At 59.4% G+C, this 15,624-nt stretch carries 19 protein-coding genes, 1 pseudogene and 1 riboswitch; of the genes and pseudogenes, 11 read left to right on the top strand and 9 right to left on the bottom strand.

Going from position 1 to position 15,624, the window contains the following annotated elements; all coding sequences use genetic code 11:
* Window positions 1-6 precede the first annotated feature (6 nt).
* The 4 genes from FQ187_RS06800 to FQ187_RS06785 all read left to right on the top strand — a co-directional run bounded on the left by FQ187_RS06800 (window position 7) and on the right by FQ187_RS06785 (window position 1,981).
* Window positions 7-564 (top strand): hypoxanthine-guanine phosphoribosyltransferase, encoded by a 558-nt coding sequence (locus FQ187_RS06800; protein ID WP_033061274.1) that lies wholly within the window; start codon window positions 7-9, stop codon window positions 562-564.
* Between the two features lie 4 nt (window positions 565-568).
* Window positions 569-1,042, top strand: coding sequence for a WbuC family cupin fold metalloprotein (locus tag FQ187_RS06795; protein ID WP_129441302.1), 474 nt, complete (start codon window positions 569-571; stop codon window positions 1,040-1,042).
* A gap of 102 nt (window positions 1,043-1,144) precedes the next feature.
* Entirely contained in the window at window positions 1,145-1,630 is a 486-nt protein-coding gene (locus FQ187_RS06790; RefSeq protein ID WP_149628881.1) for a hypothetical protein, read from the top strand.
* Between the two features lie 63 nt (window positions 1,631-1,693).
* A complete protein-coding gene (locus FQ187_RS06785) occupies window positions 1,694-1,981 on the top strand; it encodes a PA4642 family protein (RefSeq protein ID WP_008153397.1) in 288 nt (95 codons plus the stop codon).
* A gap of 67 nt (window positions 1,982-2,048) precedes the next feature.
* On the opposite strand, the gene mqo is transcribed toward FQ187_RS06785, so the two are convergent.
* Entirely contained in the window at window positions 2,049-3,557 is a 1,509-nt protein-coding gene (mqo, locus tag FQ187_RS06780) for a malate dehydrogenase (quinone) (protein WP_149628880.1), read from the bottom strand.
* A gap of 740 nt (window positions 3,558-4,297) precedes the next feature.
* A complete protein-coding gene (locus tag FQ187_RS06775) occupies window positions 4,298-4,531 on the bottom strand; it encodes a hypothetical protein (RefSeq protein WP_149628879.1) in 234 nt (77 codons plus the stop codon).
* Between the two features lie 203 nt (window positions 4,532-4,734).
* Here FQ187_RS06775 and FQ187_RS06770 point away from each other — a divergent pair, with 203 nt between their 5' ends.
* On the top strand, window positions 4,735-5,319 hold the full coding sequence (locus tag FQ187_RS06770; RefSeq protein WP_033061281.1) for a YajG family lipoprotein: 585 nt from the start codon (window positions 4,735-4,737) through the stop codon (window positions 5,317-5,319).
* Between the two features lie 189 nt (window positions 5,320-5,508).
* Here FQ187_RS06770 and FQ187_RS06765 read toward each other — a convergent pair whose 3' ends face one another.
* On the bottom strand, window positions 5,509-5,715 hold the full coding sequence (locus FQ187_RS06765) for a hypothetical protein (protein ID WP_010458215.1): 207 nt from the start codon (window positions 5,713-5,715) through the stop codon (window positions 5,509-5,511).
* A gap of 190 nt (window positions 5,716-5,905) precedes the next feature.
* On the opposite strand from FQ187_RS06765, the gene FQ187_RS06760 reads away from it, so the two are divergent.
* Window positions 5,906-6,190, top strand: a complete 285-nt coding sequence (locus FQ187_RS06760; RefSeq protein ID WP_149628878.1) for a hypothetical protein — start codon at window positions 5,906-5,908, stop codon at window positions 6,188-6,190.
* 19 nt (window positions 6,191-6,209) lie between these two features.
* On the opposite strand, the gene FQ187_RS06755 is transcribed toward FQ187_RS06760, so the two are convergent.
* Complete coding sequence (locus FQ187_RS06755) at window positions 6,210-7,373, bottom strand: 1-acyl-sn-glycerol-3-phosphate acyltransferase (RefSeq protein ID WP_178122682.1); 1,164 nt, start codon at window positions 7,371-7,373, stop codon at window positions 6,210-6,212.
* 142 nt (window positions 7,374-7,515) lie between these two features.
* On the opposite strand from FQ187_RS06755, the gene FQ187_RS06750 reads away from it, so the two are divergent.
* From FQ187_RS06750 to FQ187_RS06740, 3 genes are read left to right on the top strand one after another with little or no spacing between them, the layout of a single operon-like run.
* The gene (locus FQ187_RS06750) at window positions 7,516-7,698 is read left to right on the top strand and encodes a CPXCG motif-containing cysteine-rich protein (RefSeq protein WP_129441317.1); all 183 of its coding nucleotides are present in this window, start codon (window positions 7,516-7,518) and stop codon (window positions 7,696-7,698) included.
* A gap of 12 nt (window positions 7,699-7,710) precedes the next feature.
* On the top strand, window positions 7,711-7,971 hold the full coding sequence (locus tag FQ187_RS06745) for a putative signal transducing protein (RefSeq protein WP_033061286.1): 261 nt from the start codon (window positions 7,711-7,713) through the stop codon (window positions 7,969-7,971).
* A gap of 35 nt (window positions 7,972-8,006) precedes the next feature.
* Window positions 8,007-8,630 (top strand): SOS response-associated peptidase, encoded by a 624-nt coding sequence (locus tag FQ187_RS06740; RefSeq protein WP_149628876.1) that lies wholly within the window; start codon window positions 8,007-8,009, stop codon window positions 8,628-8,630.
* A 126-nt stretch (window positions 8,631-8,756) separates the two neighbouring features.
* On the opposite strand, the gene FQ187_RS30840 is transcribed toward FQ187_RS06740, so the two are convergent.
* On the bottom strand, window positions 8,757-9,500 hold the full coding sequence (locus tag FQ187_RS30840; protein ID WP_370693218.1) for a methyl-accepting chemotaxis protein: 744 nt from the start codon (window positions 9,498-9,500) through the stop codon (window positions 8,757-8,759).
* 114 nt (window positions 9,501-9,614) lie between these two features.
* Window positions 9,615-9,809, bottom strand: a pseudogene (locus tag FQ187_RS30835) (HAMP domain-containing protein); the annotation flags it as partial.
* A 1,287-nt stretch (window positions 9,810-11,096) separates the two neighbouring features.
* On the opposite strand from FQ187_RS30835, the gene FQ187_RS06730 reads away from it, so the two are divergent.
* Window positions 11,097-11,912, top strand: coding sequence for a M48 family metallopeptidase (locus FQ187_RS06730; protein WP_129441321.1), 816 nt, complete (start codon window positions 11,097-11,099; stop codon window positions 11,910-11,912).
* A gap of 142 nt (window positions 11,913-12,054) precedes the next feature.
* On the opposite strand, the gene FQ187_RS06725 is transcribed toward FQ187_RS06730, so the two are convergent.
* The 3 genes from FQ187_RS06725 to FQ187_RS06715 all read right to left on the bottom strand — a co-directional run bounded on the left by FQ187_RS06725 (window position 12,055) and on the right by FQ187_RS06715 (window position 14,901).
* Entirely contained in the window at window positions 12,055-12,639 is a 585-nt protein-coding gene (locus tag FQ187_RS06725) for a TMEM165/GDT1 family protein (RefSeq protein ID WP_008155932.1), read from the bottom strand.
* A gap of 89 nt (window positions 12,640-12,728) precedes the next feature.
* Window positions 12,729-12,851: riboswitch (yybP-ykoY riboswitch) on the bottom strand.
* A gap of 51 nt (window positions 12,852-12,902) precedes the next feature.
* On the bottom strand, window positions 12,903-13,901 hold the full coding sequence (locus FQ187_RS06720; RefSeq protein WP_149628874.1) for a class I SAM-dependent methyltransferase: 999 nt from the start codon (window positions 13,899-13,901) through the stop codon (window positions 12,903-12,905).
* 34 nt (window positions 13,902-13,935) lie between these two features.
* On the bottom strand, window positions 13,936-14,901 hold the full coding sequence (locus tag FQ187_RS06715) for a 2-hydroxyacid dehydrogenase (RefSeq protein ID WP_149628873.1): 966 nt from the start codon (window positions 14,899-14,901) through the stop codon (window positions 13,936-13,938).
* A gap of 91 nt (window positions 14,902-14,992) precedes the next feature.
* On the opposite strand from FQ187_RS06715, the gene FQ187_RS06710 reads away from it, so the two are divergent.
* The gene (locus FQ187_RS06710; protein ID WP_046048281.1) at window positions 14,993-15,622 is read left to right on the top strand and encodes a LysE family translocator; all 630 of its coding nucleotides are present in this window, start codon (window positions 14,993-14,995) and stop codon (window positions 15,620-15,622) included.
* Window positions 15,623-15,624 lie beyond the last annotated feature (2 nt).

The following is a 15,624-nucleotide window of genomic DNA, read 5'->3' as shown; positions in this document are numbered from 1 at the left end:
AGCGCCATGTCCGCTGATCTCGAGCATATCCGTCAAATCATGCGAGAGGCTGACTGCCTGTACACCGAAGCTGAAGTCGAGGCGGCTATCGCCCGCGTCGGTGCACAAATCAACGACCAGCTGGCTGAAAGCAATCCGGTGGTGTTCTGCGTGATGAACGGCGGGCTGATTTTCTCCGGCAAGCTGCTGACCTATCTGAACTTCCCGCTCGAAGCGTCCTACCTGCACGCCACTCGTTATCGCAACGAAACCAGCGGCGGCGATCTGTTCTGGAAAGCCAAGCCGGAAGTGTCGTTCATCGACCGTGACGTGCTGATCATCGACGACATCCTCGACGAAGGTCACACCCTGGGCGCGATCATCGACTTCTGCAAACACGCTGGCGCCCGCGCCGTGCACACCGCCGTGCTGATCGACAAGGACCACGACCGCAAGGCTCGCCCGGACCTGAAAGCCGATTTTGTCGGCCTGCCATGCATCGACCGTTATATCTTCGGTTACGGCATGGACTACAAGGGCTACTGGCGGAACGCCAACGGGATTTTTGCCGTTAAAGGAATGTAAGAACATGACCGCGCCAAGCTTTCTTGATCAAACACTGTTCGCCGGGTTGGCCGAGAAAGCGGCGGCGAATCCTCGCGGGCGTCAGCATCACAACTTCCATCAGATGGAAGAGTCGTGCCACCGCATGGCGGTGGGCTTGCAGCCAAACACGTATATCCCGCCTCACCGACACTTGGGCGACAACAAGGCTGAAACCTTGTTGGTCCTCAAAGGGCGGCTCGGTTTGCTGATCTTCGATGAGTCTGGCGTGGTCGTGACGAAACAAGTCCTCGTAGCCGGTGGTGACTGTGTCGGCGTGGATCTGCCAACCGGTGTGTTCCATGGCTTGGTGGTACTGGAAGCTGACAGCCTGATGTTCGAGTGCAAGGCCGGCCCTTATCGTCCGGTTGGTGAGGGTGAACTTGCGCACTGGGCACCGCGTGAAGGCGAGCCGGGTGTGGCTGAGTATCAGGCGTGGATGCGCGCGCAGTTCGATTGATCTTCAGCCCGCCGCAGACTTCTGTAATTGGATGGACTCGCCCAAGCCGGACGCAGGCTGCGCCAGCTGCTACAGTGCTCGGCTTCGCCTTGGGAGCCTGTCATGAGCCTTTTGATCCGCAGCTGCGCCGCCCTGTTGCTGACCGTCAGCCTGCCTCTGGCTGCCGGCCCGGCGCCGATGCATGCGCAGTTCCTGCCTCCGGATGACCTGACCCTGCGTGATGCGGAACCCGAGCAGCAACAGCTGTTGCAGGTCACCGAGTACTCGGTGGTGGTCGGCAGCCAGCGCCAGTCCAACCAGCAGCCGATTCCGGTGACCTCACCGTTGCTGATTCGTCTCAAGGGCAAATCCTTGAACAAGGGCGCGACCATCAACCAGGTGCTTGTCAATTTCGATGGCGAAAGCAAAAGCCTGAAAAAGCCGATCTACGACGACAAGAGCAAAACCCTGACGCTGTTTTACCCGATGGCCCAGTACCGCGTTGTGATCGACTTGTTGCGCAATGACTCGGTGTATTGCCAGTTCCTCAGCTACGCCAACGGCCATGTCTGGGCCGATCTGCACACGGGCGCTGTTCGTCCGCGTTGAGCCCGGTGGCAAGGGAGGGGTAAACTGCCCGCCCCGTGAAATGTCTGCGAGCTGGAGTCGGCAATGCGTAAAGATAAGAAGCAAGTGATTGGTGACGAGATCGGCGATGAGCAGATCAAGCTGTTCCTCGATTTCGAACCGGTCGACGCCACGTCACCGTCGCTGCACAAACTGATCAAGGCCTATCGCGGCCTGCGCATCGATGACTTCGGGCGTTTTCTGACGTTCTTCGTCGAAGCCGGTCTGGATCTGGACGGCAAGGATGAGCACGGCAATGACTTCGTCGCCCTGATCAAGGATCAGCGCAATGCGGCCGAGTACATCGAACTGATCGAAAAGGCTCGCGGTTAAGATTTTTTAAAGGCACAAAAAAACGCCCCGCTCTCAATGAGAACGGGGCGTTTTTTATGCGGCCGAATCAAGCGTAGCTTTCGGTCTCGTTGCTGGCTTCAACCAGTTCCAGCGCGACGTTGTTGTGCGCATTGATCTTGCGATACAGCGCCGCGTCGGTTTCCAGAACCTTTTCCCGAGCCGGGAAGATTTCCGCCAGTTTGGCAGCCCACTCACCGGACGCTTTGTTCGGGAAGCATTTTTCGATCAGTTCCAGCATGATCGAAACGGTCACCGACGCGCCTGGCGAAGCGCCGAGCAGGGCAGCAAGGGTGCCGTCCTTGGCCGCGACCAGTTCGGTACCGAACTGCAGAACGCCGCCCTTTTTCGGGTCTTTCTTGATGATCTGCACCCGTTGGCCGGCCACTTCCAGGCGCCAGTCTTCGGCTTTCGCTTCAGGGTAGAAGCGACGCAGGGAATCCAGGCGCTGCTCCATCGACTGCATCACTTCGCTGACCAGGTACTTGGTCAGGTCCATGTTGTTTTTGGCCACGGCCAGCATCGGGCCGATGTTGCCGGCGCGAACCGACATCGGCAGGTCCATGAAGGAGCCGTGCTTGAGGAACTTGGTGGTGAAACCGGCGTAAGGTCCGAACAGCAGGGACTTCTTGCCATCGACTACGCGGGTGTCCAGGTGCGGCACCGACATCGGTGGCGAACCCACAGCCGCCTGGCTGTAAACCTTGGCCTGGTGGTGTTTGACCACTTCCGGGTTGTCGCAACGCAGCCACTGGCCACTGATCGGGAAGCCGCCGAAGCCTTTGCTTTCTTCGATGCCCGAAGCTTGCAGCAACGGCAGTGCCGCACCGCCAGCACCGAGGAATACGAATTTCGCGTCGACGTCACGGGAATTGCCGCTGTTGACGTCCTTGATGCTGACGGTCCAGCCACTGCCGTTACGCTTGAGGCCGGTCACGCGCTTGCAGTACTTGACCTGGGCATCGGGTGCGCTGGTCAGGTGCTTGAGCAGTTGATTGGTCAGGGCGCCGAAATTGACGTCGGTGCCGTTCATGACGCGGGTGGCGGCGACGACTTCGTCGGCCGGCCGGCCAGGCATCATCAGCGGCATCCACTCGGCCATGGTGGCCTTGTCTTCGGTGTATTCCATGTCCGAGAAGGCGTGGTGCTTGCTCAGCGTCTTGAAGCGTTCCTTGAGGAAGGAAACGCCATCGTCGTTCTGGACGAAGCTCAGGTGCGGCACCGGGCTGATGAACGTCTTGCACGAGCCGAAGGTGCTTTTCCTGGTCAGGTAGGACCAGAACTGCTTCGACACCTCGAACTGGGTGTTGATGTGCACGGCTTTCTTGATGTCGACGGTGCCGTCGGCGGCCTGCGGCGTGTAGTTGAGCTCACACAGCCCGGCGTGACCGGTACCGGCGTTGTTCCACGGGTTCGAACTCTCCGCGGCACCGGAATCCATCAGCTCGACGACTTCCAGCTTGATCGCGGGGTCGAGCTCTTTGAGCAGTACAGCGAGGGTGGCACTCATGATGCCGGCCCCAACGAGTACTACGTCGACTGCTTCGTTATGCGCCATTTAACGCGTCTCCAAAATCTGCAGCACCAAATTGTCGGCATGGCTGCCAGGCGTTCAGGGGCGTGTCAGTGATGCCCCAGGTACCCATGGCAGTATCGCCATGTCCGAATCTTCGCAATTTTTCGCAACTTCGACGGACGCTACCGGCCGGGTCTAAAAGAGTTACATGAACTCACTTCAACGCGCGGCTGGCAATTCGACTTATGGTCGATACATCCGTTTGTGCAACCAAATCCGTAGAGGACAGGCTTCAGGCTCCGGTGTTCGAGGCGTACTCGGTCCTGTGTCGTTGGGCTGTTTCAGACGCTAATGGTGCATATTCAGACGCAAAACTATTCATTTGCTCGCCACACTCTTGTGAAGTTGTGAAAACCCGTTTTTTTCACGCTCTTTTGAAGACGTGAACCTCAAAAAAGGGCTGCCCCAGCCTGGCACCGTGCCCGGATGGATTGCCGCCATGGGATACATGACAGGCAAAACGGGCAAACAGCTCAGTGACCGAGCGTAATGACAGCTCTGCAGATCCGCGAAAAGTGGGGGTTTTGCTCAAGGAACAGCAAGCGCGCCAGCTTCACTCGATCTGTGTGGGCGGCTCTCTGTAGGGCGGTGCGGGGTGTCAATACAAGCGCATTGACGATGCTGCGAGGCCCGATCAGGAGACGTCCTTATAATCGGGGGGAGATTGTAGCGAAGAAACGCAGGGAAATGGTCGTGTTTAATGACTTTTATTAGGTGTTCGGTCAGGTGGTCAACAGTTGCTGAGCCCGCGCACGTGGCTGGCGCTGGTTGACACGGGCGCTAGGGGGCAGGGGATGGTGCAGCCAGTTGAGACGGATTTCTTCGATTTCGACCCAGCCATCGCCCATCGGCTGAAGGTTGCACTGTTTGAATGCCTGGCAGTGGCCGTTGCGGTCGAGCAGGGCGAAGCAGCGATGCAGAGGGCGCGGAGTGAACAGCGAGATGAGATAGCGCATGGCGAAGTACCTTGTGGGGTGACTGCTGTGAAGGTTGCCAGCGAGCCGTGACGAGCAAGTGTATGGGCGGTGACATCTCTGTGACAGGAACCCGCTTCCCAAGGGTTTGTCAGACATTTCAGATATCACTGAAGGGCTCTAGTTAGCCGCAGTGGCGCACCGCTATACTGCGGGCCTTAGTGCCTGATTCTGGAGAGAAGCGCATGTTGCAACGCCTGTTGTTCGGTTTGATCACTGTGACCAGTTTGACCCTGGTCGGCTGCGCCCACAGCCCGCAACAACTGAATCCGGAACCGAAGCTGACGACTCAGCTGGCACCGGTCGGCCACGGTCAGCCGGTGGTGGTGCGTGTGGTGGACGGTCGTCCGTCGCCGACTTTGGGCACCCGTGGTGGCCTGTACCCTGAGACCAGCGCAATCACCGTACAGGGCGCGCAGATTCTGCCGAAGTTGCAGGCTCAGGCCGAAGCAGCCGTGCGGTTATTGGGCTTCACCCCAACCTCCAATGCGCTGAATGCTCCGCAGTTGACCGTGACCCTGGCCGAGCTGAAGTATCAGTCGCCTAAAGAAGGCATGTATGTGACTGAGGCCACCATTGGCGCGACGTTCCGCTCCGATGTGCAGAATGCCAATCGTCGTTACAGCGGTCGTTATGGTGCGTCCCTGGATCAGCGTTTTGGTATGGCGCCGAATCAGGAAACCAATACCAAGCTGGTCAGCGATGTGTTGAGCGACGCGTTGACGCGTCTGTTCAAGGATCCGACGATTGGTCAGATTCTCGGCGAGTAAGCGTTCGCTGGATTCAAAAAAAAGCCCGGGGCCAGCAATGGCGCCGGGCTTTTTCATGTCTGTCAATTTCCCACGGACCTGCACTGAACAACAGCGGGCTTGCTCGCGAAGGCGGAGTGTCAGTCAACATCAATGCAGCTGACACACCGCCTTCGCGAGCAAGCCCGCTCCCACAAGGGTTCAGCGGTGTCAGGCGGCCTGCGAATAAAAATCCAGAACACTCACGCCCGTCAGCAAATCCGTCTCCGGCAAATCCGCATGTTGATGCCCACCCAATGCGCAATACACCAGCCAGTGACGGTCCTGAACGTTGAAGGCGAGGCTGCCAACGAGGTTTTGTTGTTCGTCGCTTTGAGCAATGAGGTAGAGGCGATCCTGGTTTTCGGCGTGCAGCATGACGGTTTCCGTGTCGGTTTCGAGGGGCGCCAGACTGGCGTATTCAAATGACGGCGCCGTGACACAGGACAGGAATCGGTCAAATGGTTCGTTATTTGTCGGAAAGCAAGGGCAGGTGGCGAGGCTTTCGGTAGAATCCGCGCCGCGGTCGTCGGTTCGGCGTCTGCCACCTGTTTTGCTGAGGTTCGTGATGTCGTTGCATTTGATTTCGCTGTTTACCAACCATCCCGCCAAGTTGATCAACCTGTTGGCTTTGTTGTTTGCCTTTCCGGGCGGCTGGTTGCTGCATGCCACTCGTCGCCGCGAACAGCGCGCGTTAGCCGTGCTTGAGGCCGCCACCCAGAACCGTCCTATTGATGACGCGACGTTGATGCTGGATGGCGCCACCCAGCGCATGAACCGGTTTTTCTATCGCTTCGGTTTTGCCTGCCTGGGTGTGGCGCTGGTGGTGTCGTGGATCAGCACACGCTTTTGATCTTGCTTTAAATAAAATCCTACAGCGGCAAACCGGCTTTCACACGGTATTGATTGCGCACCGGCGTCGCGTATTGCAGGACCATGAACGGACGATGCTCCTCGGGGCACGCGTCCAGACGCTGTTGCCATTGCTCCTGAGCCTTGGCCAGTTCGTCGGCCGCGAACACTTCAGAGGCTTTTGGCACCTGCAATTGCGGGTCGGCGTCTTTCCACTGGGCGTAGGCGAGGTAGTGCACCGGGAACAGGCGGTAGCCGCCGAGGATCTGCCGGTCCATCTCGATCGCCAATTGCTTGGTGTCGTCGAACAGCTCGGTGATCGGCGAGGCGAAGTTCACATGCACCCGGCCCTTGTAGCCGGTGATGCCCTTGGCGATGCTCACATCGTCCTCGCCCGGCACTTTGGTGTAGCTGCCGGTGGTGGCGCGGATGAACAGCTCGCGAGCCTTGGCTTGATCACACGGGTCATATTCGTAGCTGATCGACACCGGGGTGACGTTCAGCGAACGAATGACTTCGCCGAACGGCTCGTCCTTGCGGCTCATGTGGAACATCTTGAGGATGGCCGACTCGGTGCGGTCGTCGCCGTCTTTGGCCCGGCCTTCGGCCTGGGCGATCCAGATCGAGGCGCAATCCTTGCGGATCGAGTGGTTGATGTAGGCCGACAGCAGCTGATACGCCGCCATCTTCTCGCGGCGACCGGTGATCGAACGGTGCACGATGAAGCTCTTGTTCAGGCGCATCAGATCGCTGACGAAGGGCTTTTGCAGCAGGTTGTCGCCGATCGCGATGCGCGGTGTCGGCAGGCCGGCGTGGTACACGGCGTAGTTGACGAAGGCCGGGTCCATCACGATATCGCGATGGTTGGCAATGAACAGGTAGGCGCTGCCGGACTTGAACTGCTCGACGCCGGTGTACGTCACACCGTCCGTGGCTCGCTCGATGGTGTGGTCGACGTACATCTCGACTTTATCCTGCAACGTGGCCACCGACGTAACGCCGGCGAACTCACGGCGCAGCCGATGAGCTATAAGAGGTTTGAGCATCCAGCCGAAAGCACCGGCAAAACGCGGGAAGCGGAAGTGGATGAGGATATCTAGAAACGCCTTGTCGCCGAGCAGCCGGTCCAGCACTGCCGGGACTTCGCTGTCATTGTAAGGTCGGATGGCATCGAATTCGCCCATCATGCTCTCTTGTTAGAAACGGCTAGGGTAAGTAAAGGTTTTGATCGAAAACCAACGGGGCACGGTCTGAAAAGTTAGCCAGACAAAAATAGCCCTGCAAATAGACCGGCGATTATACGCACAAGTCACCTGGGAGACCGCGATGCTGGAAACCGAGCGCTACGAATGTCCGTATTGTGGTGAGGAGGCTGAGGCCGTTCTGGACTTGTCCGGTGGCGATCAGACCTATATCGAAGACTGTCCGGTGTGTTGTCGCCCCATCACGTTTGTTCTGCAGACTGACGGTCACGAATGGTTGCTTGAAGTTCACAGCGAAAACGAATGAAAGGGGCACCCCATGCAGCGAATCTACGAGCCGGAAAACCTCATGGAAGGTGAGTTGCTGCAAAGCATGTTGGCCAGCGAGGGCATCGAAGCGCATCTGGTGGGCCGCGATTTGCTCGGTGGCAGCGGCGAATTGCCGATCTTTGGCCTGCTGGGCCTGTCAGTCGATAACGACGAGGCCGAGTACGCTCGGGAGCTGATCACTGCGTACAATGCCGCGCTACCGATGCCCGGTGATGAACCGGAGAGTTTTCCCGGCACGCTGGTCTGTTAGGCTGACGTTCGTTTTATCAAGAGTCGTGTTGCCCCATGTGTGGACGTTATGCCCTGTTTCGCTGGAATCCCGCCTTCGCGGCCCTGCCTGGCTTCCCCGCCGATCAGCATGCCCAGTGGAATATTTCTCCCAACGATTCGGTGTTGATGCTGCGCGCGGGTGTTGACGGCCAGCGCGAGTTGGCCCGCGCGCGTTGGGGTTTGACGCCGCCGTGGCTGACCGATTTGTCCCGTACGCCAGCCCATGCCCGGGCCGAAACCGTCGCTGAACAACCGATGTTTCGCCAGGCCCTGCGCGAACGCCGTTGCCTGCTGCCGGCCAACGGTTTTTACGAATGGCGCGGCACGACCCGCAAGCGTCCGTATTGGCTGACACCGGGGGAGGGCTCGACGCTGTTCTTTGCGGCGATTTGGGAAGCGTATCCGGTGCAGGAGCAGGTGTGGCTGAGCACGGCGGTGATCACGCAACCGGCGGCGAGTCAGCGTCGGCCGTTGATTCTCGATGCGGCGGGGCAGGAGGCGTGGCTCAATCCAGAGACGCCGTTGCATGCCTTGCAAGCGTTGCTCGCCAGTGAACCCGCGGCGTTGCGCGAGCGGGTGTTGGCGAATCTGGTGAATGATCCGAAGCTGAATGGGCCGGAGTGTCTTACCCCCGGCTGATTGGGCGCTTGTACCGCCGCCATCGCGAGCAAGCTCGCTCCCACATTTGACTTTTAGTGTTCACAAATAATGTGTTCACAGGGAGTCCCTTGTGGGAGCGGGCTTGCTCGCGAAGGGGTCCTTTGATCAGACCTTGAACTGATTGATCAACCGCCGCTGCTGCTCAGCCAACTTGGTCAGATCCGCACTCGCCGCACTCGACTCATCCGCCCCGCCCGCCACTTCATTGGCCACTTGCCCGATGTTGATCACGTTACGGTTGATGTCGTCAGCCACCGCACTCTGCTCCTCAGCCGCACTGGCAATCTGGGTGTTCATGTCGTTGATCACCGACACCGCCTGAGTAATCGTCTCCAGCGCCTCGGCCGCTTTCGCCGCGTGCTGCACGCTTTCGTCGGTACGGTTCTGACTGTCCTCCATCACCCGCACCACATCGCGGGTGCCTTGTTGCAGCTGCTGGATCATGGTCTGGATTTCTTCAGTGGCCTTCTGGGTTTTCTGCGCCAGGTTGCGCACTTCATCGGCCACCACTGCAAAACCGCGTCCCTGTTCGCCGGCTCGCGCCGCTTCGATGGCCGCGTTCAAGGCCAGCAGGTTGGTCTGTTCGGCGATCCCGCGAATCGCCGTCAGGATCGCATTGATGTTCTCGCTGTCCTTGGCCAAGGTTTGCACCACGCCGACAGCCTTACCGATTTCTATCGCCAGCACGCCAATCGAGTTCGACGTATCGCGCACGATTTGCATGCCCTGCGCCGCTGCTTGATCGGCATGGCTGGCGGCTTGCGCAGCCTGAGTCGCGTTGCGTGCCACGTCCTGGGCGGTCGCTGTCATTTCATGCACCGCCGTGGCCACCTGATCAATCTCGGCCATTTGCTTGTGCACGCCGATGTTGGTGCGGATGGCGATGTCGGCGGTGTGTTCCGACGAATCACTGACGCTCTGCACCGAAGTCACCACCTGGGTGATCATCACCTGCAACTTGGCCAGGAAGGTGTTGAAGCCTTTGGCGATCGAGCCCAATTCGTCGGCGCGGTCGCTGGTCAGGCGTCGAGTCAGGTCACCTTCGCCCTGAGCGATGTCGTCGAGCATGGCAACCATCTGCTTCAGTGGCCGGGCAATGCCGTGCCCCACCAGCCAGATCACCAGCAAGCCGATACCGGCAATCAACAAGCCGACCATGGCCATGCCGAAGGTGTCGGACTTGCGCTGGGCGTCCAGATCGCCCTGAAGTTTTTGCAGGTCGGCCATCACCGCGTTCAGCGGCAATTGCAGCATGAGGGTCCAGCGAGCGTCGGTCTGGCCAATACCGAACGGCAGGTACAACTCGATCCGGCCTTGGGCTTTGTCGACGGTGTAGGTGACTTCGCCGCGCTTGAGATTGGCCATGTTGGCGATCTGCTGGCTGTCGAGGATGTCGCTGACCTTCTCGCCGAATTTGCTCGGGTCCTTGGTGTAGGCAACGATCCGGCTGTTGCCGCCAATCAGGGCCATTTCACCCGCGCCGCTGTACAACTTCTGATTCGCGCCGAGGAGCATTTCCTGGATGAAGTTCACCGAGAGGTCGGCGCCGACGATGCCCTGGAAGGCCCCGTTGAGCATGATCGGTTCTATAAAGGAGGCGAGCATGACGATCTTGTCGCCGACCTTGTAGGGCGCCGGATCGATCACGCAGGATTTTTTGGTTTCTTTCGAGCACAGGTAGTACTCGCTGGCGCGTACGCCGGTGGACAGGGTTTTCTGGTCGTCGACGTCCACCAGTTTGTCCAGGCCCAGGCTGCCGTCTTCGTTGCGGAACCACCAAGGCAGGAAGCGGCCGTTGCTGGCGTCGATGCCGACCACCTGGGTGTCGACGTAGGCCGCGTCGTTGTGATCAAGAGCGTTTTTTTCCCAGCCGATGTAGGTGCCGAGAATTTTCGGGTTCTTGGTGACGTTTTCCTTGATCAGGCTGATTAACTGCTCACGACTGAGGCTCAGCTGCGGCTGGCCATCGGCGCCCGGTGTGCCGATCAATGCGTTGACTCGCACCAGTCCGCCGGCAATCAGCAGGGGCGCTTCGAGCTCGCGCTGGATCTGGCTGACCTGGGTTTGCGCCAGTGACGTCAGGCGTTGTTCGATGACTTGCTCGAATTGTGCCTGGGTCCGCTGCTGGACCATGTCCTGTGTCCGTGCGCCGGAAAACAACGCGTACAGCACCAGGGCTGCCACGACACTAAGAACGATGGCGCCGGCGAGGGCCGCCACGGAAAACTGGATCGACTTGAATTTCATGGGTGCTCCGCACGCAAGAGGACGTCTGCGGTGCTGTATCGGCAGGGGAGGCGATGGCCGTGAGCGGGGTTTGCCGAATTGGCTGTTTTGGAATGTTTGATGTCGTAAATGAATTAGTGTGTGCTACACGTCCGTTGTGTCTGGCGTCGATACAATTCACCGCCTAGGATACGCGGCATGTTTTCAGAGAGATTTTTGATGAACAAGACATTGGTTTTGTGTGCGCTGAGCGCAGGTTTGCTCCTCGCCGGTTGTCAGTCGGTCAACACCACCAGCGGTGGCGCGGTGGGCGTTGAGCGCAAACAGTACATGTTCAGCATGTTGTCGACTGACGAGGTCAATCAGATGTACGCCCAGTCTTATCAAAAGACTGTCGGCGAGGCGAACACCAAAGGCGTGCTGGACAAGACCAGTAACGAGGCCAGACGTGTCCAGGCGATTGCCGACCGGCTGATTGCCCAGGCGCCGGTTTTTCGTCCGGATTCGGCCCAATGGAAATGGGAAGTCAACCTGATCAAGAGCGACGAGCTCAACGCCAATTGCGGGCCTGGCGGCAAGATCATTTTCTACACCGGCCTGATCGACAAACTGCAACTGACCGATGATGAGATCGCCGCGATCATGGGCCACGAAATCGCCCACGCCCTGCGCGAGCACGGTCGTGAAGCGATGTCCAAGGCTTATGGCATCGAAATGGCCAAACAGGGCGCCGGTGCCTTGTTCGGTCTGGGGCAGGACAGCCTGGCGTTGGCGGATACCGTGGCCAACTACGGCATGACCTTGCCCAACAGTCGCGCCAATGAAAACGAGGCGGACCTGATCGGCCTGGAACTGGCCGCTCGCGCCGGTTACAACCCGAACGCCGCGATCACCCTGTGGAACAAGATGACCAAGGTTTCGGAAGGTTCGTCGCCGGAGTTCATGAGCACTCACCCGGCGTCGGCGAGTCGTATTGCTTCGTTGCAGGCGGCGATCCCGAAAGTCATGCCGCTGTACGAGAAAGCCAAGAAATAATGATAGTCATGTGGTGAGGCCACTGACGCCTTCGCGAGCAAGCCCGCTCCCACATTTGACCGAGTTCTTCCAGAGCATGCGGTCGAATGTGGGAGCGGGCTTGCTCGCGAAGAACGATAACGCGGTCTATAGACCTACCGCATCAGACCCAACCGCTGCTCTGCATCGCCTTGTACACCGCGACAATGGCGAGGATGAAGAATGCCGACGCCGCCAGGCGACGGATCAGGGTCAGCGGCAATTTATCCGCCGCAAAATTACCCGCCAAAACCACTGGCACGTTGGCAATCAACATGCCGGCGGTAGTGCCGATGATCACCAGCCACAGTTCCGGGTATTGCGCAGCGAGCATCACCGTGGCGACTTGAGTCTTGTCGCCCATCTCCGCAAGGAAAAACGCGATCAACGTGGTCAGGAACGGTCCGAACTTGCGGGCGGTGCTGGCTTCGTCGTCATCCATCTTGTCCGGCACCAGGGTCCACAATGCGGTCGCGGTGAAGCTCGCGGCGAGGATCCAGTGCAGCGTCGCATTCGAGAAGAAACTACCGACCCAGGCGCCTACCGCACCGGCTGCCGCGTGGTTGGCCAGGGTTGCAGCGACGATACCGGCGATGATCGGCCAGGGTTTGCGAAAGCGAGCGGCGAGAATGAGCGCGAGCAGTTGCGTCTTGTCGCCGATTTCGGCCAAGGCAACGATTGCGGTGGGAACGAGAAGTGAATCCAACATCAGGGGTTTCCTAAGGGGCGGGTCGACACGGCTATGACACGTACAGCCTTCCCGCCCCGGGTAAGGTGTTCGTGTCATAGGTCTTGTCAAACCCTGCGATCCGTCTGATGCGGACGCTTGGGTCGCATACGCCATGGTCTGTTGACCAAGTATGTTGACGTATGCCGGACGAGCATGGCGCTCGTGGGAGACTACTCCCCTAGGACGGAGCGGATTCTGCCTAGGCAAATCCCATTGGGCAAGCCTCTTTTTTAAAAGAGGTTCTAGCCGCGTTTGGCCCGATAGATTCTGAAACCTTGTCCTTCAGCCTTGATTGCGCACACCCCGAGATGCTCCTCGATCAGCGGCTGATACTTCAGGAAGCTGTTCGCCACCAAGCGCAGTTCACCACCATTTTTCAGATGTTTGGCCGCTTTTCGCAGCAAGTTCTCGGTAGCGAAGTAGTCGGTATGAACGCCGACATGGAACGGCGGGTTGCTCAGAATTGCACTTAAGCCCATCGGTGCTGCGTCGATACCGTCACCGGTAATCACGTCAGCTTCCAGACCGTTGGCAGCCAATGTCAGGCGACTGCTGGCAGCCGCAAACGCATCCACATCAAGCAAGGTGACCTGGTTGTGTGGATAACGGCGTTTCACCGCTGCTCCCAACACACCGGCGCCGCAACCGAAGTCCAGCAAATGGCCGCTCGGCAATTTGTCCAAATGTTCCAGCAACAGCGCGCTGCCACGATCCAGCCGACCGTGGCTGAACACGCCCGGCAGGCTGATGACTTTTAGCGGACCTTCGGCCAGCGGCAATTCATAAGTCTGGGCCAGGCTTTCCAGCGACTTGGCTTCTGGCGCAGTGGCCACGGTCACCTGCCACAGCTGGCAGTGCCGCGCGCTGTCGAGCTTGCGAGGTTTGCCGAAGGGGTTCAGTTGCTTGGCCGCGCCTTCGATGCCGCTGCGTTTTTCACCCACCAGATACAGTTCACTACCGGCCAGTCTGGAGGCGAGGGCGTTGAGGATGTAGTCGGTCAGGTCCTTGGACTTGGGCAGAAACACCACGGCGGTGTCGAACGCGCGCTCCGTTACAGTCACACCGAAATGGCTGCGCTCGGCAAAGCGGGCATCCAGCGCTGCTTGATCGCCGGCATGCCAGCACCAGCCATGAGCGTCGGGCAGACGGCCCAGCAGGTCATCGGCGGGCAAACCGGCCAGCAGCACCGAACCCTGGAATAACTCGGCCTGACGAAGCAGTACTTCACTGCGCGGATCCATACTCTGCTCCTGTGAAAAAAAGTGCCGCAGTCTATCAACTGACGACCCGCAGCGCTTTACCACTGAAGTATCCCTGCGCGTTTTCGGTCAACTGGCCCACGATCCGCTGGCGTGCCTCGCGACTGCCCCAAGCGTTGTGCGGGGTGACAATCAACCGTGGAATGTCTTGGGCCAGCAGAGGATTGCCGGTGGTCGGTGGCTCGACGCTCAACACGTCGGTGGCCGCGCCACCCAGGTGACCGTTGCGCAAGGCATCGGCCAGCGCTTGTTCGTCGATCAAGCCACCGCGTGCGGTATTGACCACGAACGCACCGGGTTTCATCGAGGCCAGCTCACGGGCTCCGATGAAGTGGCGGGTGTGTTCGTTGAGCGGGCAGTGCAGGGTCAGCGCGTCGATCTGCGGCAGCAGTTCCTCCAGTGGCAAACGATCCGGTCGGGCAGGGCGCCCGGGAATCTGACCGAGCAGTACACGCATGCCAAAGGCTTCGGCCAGTTGTGCGACCGCGCCGCCCAGTTCGCCGTGACCGAGCAGGCCGAGGGTTTTGCCTTGCAGTTCGACAATCGGGTAATCCAGCAGGCAGAACTGTTTCGCCTGCTGCCAGCGACCTTCGCCGACAGCCTTTTGATAATCGGCCAGGCGCGTTGCCAGATTGAGCAGCAACATGATCGTGTGCTGCGCCACCGACGGCGTGCCGTAACCCTGGCAGTTGCAGACGGTAATTCCGTGGGCGCGGGCGGCGGCGAGGTCAACGTTGTTGGTGCCGGTGGCGGTGATCAGGATCAGCTTCAGCTCGGGGCTGGCGGCGATGGCGGCGGCGTCGATCAGGATTTTGTTGCTGATGGCAACGGTGGCGCCCTTGAGGCGTTCGATCACCTGGTCCGGCGTGGTCTGGGCGAAAAGCTGTAAATCGCTGAAACACTCTTGCAGCGGGCTGAGGTCGAGGTCGCCCAGGTCCAGGGACGGGTGGTCGAGGAAAACGGCGCGGTGAGTGTTCGTCATCAACTGTACCTTTTGTGCAATGGACTGAAGGCGTAATCTGCCGAGCCTACCAGATGAAACAAACAGTTACGCTTGGCCAAAAGGATCCCCCATGTACTGGACAGAGTTTTTGACCGTTGCCCTGATTCACTTGCTGGCCGTGGCCAGCCCCGGCCCGGACTTTGCCGTGGTGGTGCGTGAGAGCGTGACCCATGGTCGTCGCGCTGGCACCTGGACGGCGCTGGGTGTCGGCACGGCCATTTTCCTGCACGTCGGCTATTCGTTGCTCGGCATTGGCCTGATCGTGTCCCAGTCCATCGTGCTGTTTAATGCCCTGAAATGGGCGGCCGCCGCGTACCTGCTGTACATCGGCTTCAAGGCCCTGCGAGCACAGCCGGCCCAACCTGCGGCTGACGATCTGCATAAGGAAGCGGGCGAGCGCACTGCTCGCGGCGCCTTCACGTCGGGTTTCGTGACCAACGGTCTGAACCCGAAAGCGACGCTGTTCTTCCTCTCGCTGTTCACTGTGGTGATCAATCCGCACACGCCGCTGGCGGTACAGGCGGGCTACGGCATTTACCTCGCGGTGGCCACCGCTGTGTGGTTCTGCCTGGTGGCGATGCTGTTCAGCCAGCAGCGCGTGCGTGCAGGTTTTGCCCGGATGGGCCACTGGTTCGATCGGACGATGGGCGCGGTACTGATCGCTATCGGTGTGAAACTCGCGTTTACCGAGATGCATTGATC

The sequence above is a fragment of the Pseudomonas sp. ANT_J28 genome (genome assembly GCF_008370005.1).
Lineage (GTDB): Bacteria > Pseudomonadota > Gammaproteobacteria > Pseudomonadales > Pseudomonadaceae > Aquipseudomonas > Aquipseudomonas frigoris.
This window is presented reverse-complemented; position numbering and strand designations above follow the sequence as displayed.